At 72.4% G+C, this 3,709-nt stretch carries 4 protein-coding genes; 3 read left to right on the top strand and 1 reads right to left on the bottom strand.

All coding sequences use genetic code 11. From position 1 onward, the window contains the following. Window positions 1-55 precede the first annotated feature (55 nt). Window positions 56-658, bottom strand: a complete 603-nt coding sequence (locus ACFU99_RS37070) for a CGNR zinc finger domain-containing protein (RefSeq protein WP_384401088.1) — start codon at window positions 656-658, stop codon at window positions 56-58. A 362-nt stretch (window positions 659-1,020) separates the two neighbouring features. On the opposite strand from ACFU99_RS37070, the gene ACFU99_RS37065 reads away from it, so the two are divergent. The 3 genes from ACFU99_RS37065 (at window position 1,021) to ACFU99_RS37055 (ending at window position 3,669) form a co-directional block, all read left to right on the top strand. Then, complete coding sequence (locus ACFU99_RS37065; RefSeq protein ID WP_384401085.1) at window positions 1,021-1,794, top strand: SDR family NAD(P)-dependent oxidoreductase; 774 nt, start codon at window positions 1,021-1,023, stop codon at window positions 1,792-1,794. A gap of 388 nt (window positions 1,795-2,182) precedes the next feature. Beyond that, window positions 2,183-3,193: an aldo/keto reductase gene (locus ACFU99_RS37060; protein WP_384401082.1), complete on the top strand. Its 1,011-nt coding sequence runs from the start codon at window positions 2,183-2,185 to the stop codon at window positions 3,191-3,193. A 53-nt stretch (window positions 3,194-3,246) separates the two neighbouring features. Beyond that, the gene (locus ACFU99_RS37055; protein WP_384401079.1) at window positions 3,247-3,669 is read left to right on the top strand and encodes an SRPBCC family protein; all 423 of its coding nucleotides are present in this window, start codon (window positions 3,247-3,249) and stop codon (window positions 3,667-3,669) included. Window positions 3,670-3,709 lie beyond the last annotated feature (40 nt).

Raw genomic sequence — 3,709 nt, 5'->3', positions numbered from 1 at the left:
GGGCTGCGCCACGTCCACGCGCCCCCGTGCCGGGGCCCCTTGTCACCCCTCCCCGTCAGGAAGCCTGCGACGCCACCGCCCGCCGCCGGTGCCGAGCCACCCGCTCGCGGTTGCCGCACACCTCGCTGGAGCACCAGCGCCGCCGGCGCCCGCGCGAGGTGTCGAGGTAGACCAGCGAGCAGGTCTCCCCCTCGCACTGCCGCAGCTGCCCGCGCGTCACGGGGTCGGTGAGCAGGTCCACCGCGTCCCGCGCTATCCGGGCGAGCAGCGCGCCGCAGTCGGGAGCCCCGACGCCCGTACGGACCAGAGTGCCGTCCGGGGCCCGCACGGCCCGTACGACCGGGGGCGCGGTGGAGGCGAGCCCGTTGAGCCGTTCCAGATCCGGGTCGGCGGCGGCGCCGGCGACCTCGGCGTGCACGACGCGGTGCAGAAGCGCTCTGGCGGCATGGAACCGCCCCAGCCAGCCGCTGTCCACCGTCTCCAGTCCCGCACCGCCGGGCACCAGACCGGACCCGGCGAGCCACGCACGCAAACGTTCAGGGGTGTCGAGCCGTTCGACCGGCTCCTCACTGAGCCGCCCGCCGACCGTCGCCACGAGGTCCAGGCACAGTCGCCCGGAGTCGAAGCGCAGGTCGTAGGAGGCCGTAGCCGCCGCCATGTTCCTGTCACCCTTTCACCGTGGGGGGATGCACCACCCCAGAGTGCCCCGCCGGGCGTGCGGCCGGAAGCCCTGCCTTCGCGGCGGGCGGGGCCGTCGCCGGACGCGGCGGCACGGCGGGCGGGGCGCCGGTCCAGGGCCGAGTGGAGTATCGGCGAGGTGCGGGCTCCGCCGGGCTGCCGAAGAATCGCCTACGTCCGACTCCTCGCCGTGGCCGCTTCCGCCGCCCCAGGCGACTTCCACTCACCAGGGATCGGCCCCGGCCGCCCCCAGGTCCCGACGGGCGCCGTGCGGCGCGGGCGTGCATCGGACGCGGCCCGCCGCCGAGGAGCCGCCGCCACTTCCGGAGAGGTGTTCACCCGATGCGGATCGATCTCAGTGGACGTACCGCGCTGGTCACCGGTTCGACGGCAGGTATCGGCGAGGCGGCCGCGCGGGCTCTGGCCTCCGCCGGGGCCGAGGTCGTGGTCAACGGCCGCAACGCCGACCGTGTCGCCGGGGCGGCGGAGCGGATCGGCGGGCGCGGTGTCGCGGCCGATGTCGGAACGGCCGGGGGGACGGCCGAGCTGATCCGGCAGTTGCCCGATGTCGACATCCTGGTCAACAGCACCGGCATCTTCGAGACCGGGCCGCTGTTCGAGATCCCTGACGCGGACTGGCTGCGCCTCTTCGAGGTCAATGTGCTCTCCGGTGTGCGGCTGGCGCGCCACTACGCGCCGCGGATGGCCGGGCGGGGGTGGGGCCGCGTGATTTTCGTCAGCAGTGAGGCGGGCGTGCAGACGCCGACGGACATGGCCCACTACGGGATGACCAAGACGGCGCAGCTGGCCGTGTCCCGCGGCATGGCCCAGGAGGTCGCCGGCAGCGGGGTCACGGTGAACTGTGTGCTGCCGGGGCCGACGATGAGTGACGGCGTGCTCGCCATGTTCGACGAGCTCTATCCCGGCCTCGGCCCCGATGAACAGGAGCGGCGTTATCTGGCCGAGAACCGGGCGGCCGGCTCCCTGCTCCGGCGCCTGATCCGCCCCCACGAGGTGGCCGCCATGATCACGTACGTGGCGTCGGAGCAGGCCTCGGCGACCACGGGCAGGGCGCTCGGCGTCGACGGCGGCCTCGTCCCCACGATCCTCCCCTGATGCGGACGCCCGGCGTGAGACCGGGACGGTCACCGCACAGGCGCCTTCGGCTCGCGAGCCCGTCCGTACCGGCAACCGCAGCGGAGCTGGAAGCGCCCCCTCAAGGACTTCGTTGGGAAACGGCCCCACACGCCCGCCGCACTCGCATCGGCCGGACCGTCTGACCGCCCCACTTGCATTACCCCGCGCACGCAACTATTGTCTATGCATGTAAGGCGCTCACGCATTAATTGCCGCAGTGCCCCGGCCCTGACAAGGGACCGCCGTGCGTCCAGCGCCTCGGCCCCGCCGGCAGGGCGCCCCCCAGAGACACCCGATTCCTCCCGTGTCTCCCCCTCCCGTGTCAGGGACGCCCCAGCACGGAGACATCGATCGAAAAGGCACCGTCATGACCCTCAAGAACATCCTTCCCGGCCGGCTCGGCTTCGGCACCGCCCCGCTCGGCAACATGTTCCGCGCGATCCCCGACGAGGAGGCCCGCGCCACCGTCGAGGCCGCCTGGGACCAGGGCATCCGCTACTACGACACCGCCCCCTTCTACGGCGCCGGCCTCTCCGAGCAGCGCCTCGGCCAGGTGATCTCCACCAAGCCCCGTGACGAGTACGTCCTGTCGACGAAGGTCGGCCGCGTCATCCTCGACGAGATGGAGGAGGGCGCCCGCGACCTCGGCGAGAAGGGCGGGATCTTCGAGCACGGCAACCCGAACAAGGTGGTCCACGAGTGGACCGCCGAGGCCACCGAGCGTTCCATCGAGGGCAGCCTCAAGCGCCTCGGCGTCGACCGGCTGGACATCGTGTGGGTCCACGACATCGCCCAGGACTTCCACGGCGACCTGTGGGTGCAGAAGTTCGAGGAGGCCCGCACCGGCGCCTTCCGGGTGCTGTCCCGGCTGCGTGACGAGGGCGTCATCAAGGCGTGGGGCCTCGGCGTCAACAAGACCGAGCCCATCGAGATGACCCTCGCCCTCGACGAGCCGCAGCCCGACGGATTCCTCCTCGCCGGCCGCTACACCCTCCTCGACCACGAGCACGCCCTCCAGCGCCTGCTGCCCATGGCACAGGAGCAGAACGTCGGCATGGTCGTCGGCGGCCCGTACAGCTCCGGCGTCCTCGCCGGCGGCGCCCACTTCGAGTACCAGCAGGCCTCGCCGGAGATCATCGCGAAGGTCGACCGCCTCAAGGAGCTCACCGCCCGGCACGGCATCTCCATCAAGGCCGCAGCCCTCCAGTTCTCCCTGGCCCACCCGGTGGCCGACGCCGCCGTCCCCGGCGCCACCAAGCCCAGCCGCATCGCCGAGGACATCGCCGCCCTGGACGAGACCGTCCCGGCCGCGTTCTGGCACGACCTGCGCGCCACCGGCCTGGTCAGCCCCGCCGCCCCCCTCCCCAACGGCGCCTGACCCCACCCGCCCCACCCCACCCCCGCCCAGCACCAGAACCCAGGAGAAAGACCATGGCCTCCACTTCCGTCAGCCGCATCGTGCCCGCCTCCCCCGAGAAGGTATGGAGCCTCATCGGCGGCTTCGACGCCCTGCCCGACTGGCTCCCCTACATCCCCGAGAGCGTCGCCGTCGAAGGCGGCCGGGTCCGCCGGCTGAAGAACGAGGAAGGCGGCGTCATCGTCGAGCGCCTCGTGGACTTCAACGAGACCGAGCGCCACTACAGCTACGCCATCCTCCAGGCCCCGTTCCCGGTGGACGACGGGTACGTCTCCACCATCCGCGTCCACACCGTCCCCGGCCGCGACGACGTCGCCGAGGTCCAGTGGTCCGGCCGCTTCTACCCCAAGGGAGCCACCGACCAGGAAGTCGTCGACCTGTTCACCGGCATCTACGCCGACGGCCTCGACGCCCTCCACAAGACCCTCTCCGCCTGACGGTCCAGGGTCACCCACCGCACGGCCCGGGTACGCACCC

The organism is Streptomyces sp. NPDC057654 (assembly GCF_042800135.1).
Taxonomy (GTDB): Bacteria; Actinomycetota; Actinomycetes; order Streptomycetales; family Streptomycetaceae; genus Streptomyces.
This window is presented reverse-complemented; position numbering and strand designations above follow the sequence as displayed.

Bases quoted from the DNA above. Each gene is read 5' to 3' on its own strand.
- ACFU99_RS37055 (WP_384401079.1), top strand. From the start codon at position 3,247: ATGGCCTCCACTTCCGTCAGCCGCATCGTGCCCGCCTCCCCCGAGAAG.
- ACFU99_RS37070 (WP_384401088.1), bottom strand. From the start codon at position 658: ATGGCGGCGGCTACGGCCTCCTACGACCTGCGCTTCGACTCCGGGCGA.
- ACFU99_RS37060 (WP_384401082.1), top strand. From the start codon at position 2,183: ATGACCCTCAAGAACATCCTTCCCGGCCGGCTCGGCTTCGGCACCGCC.
- ACFU99_RS37065 (WP_384401085.1), top strand. From the start codon at position 1,021: ATGCGGATCGATCTCAGTGGACGTACCGCGCTGGTCACCGGTTCGACG.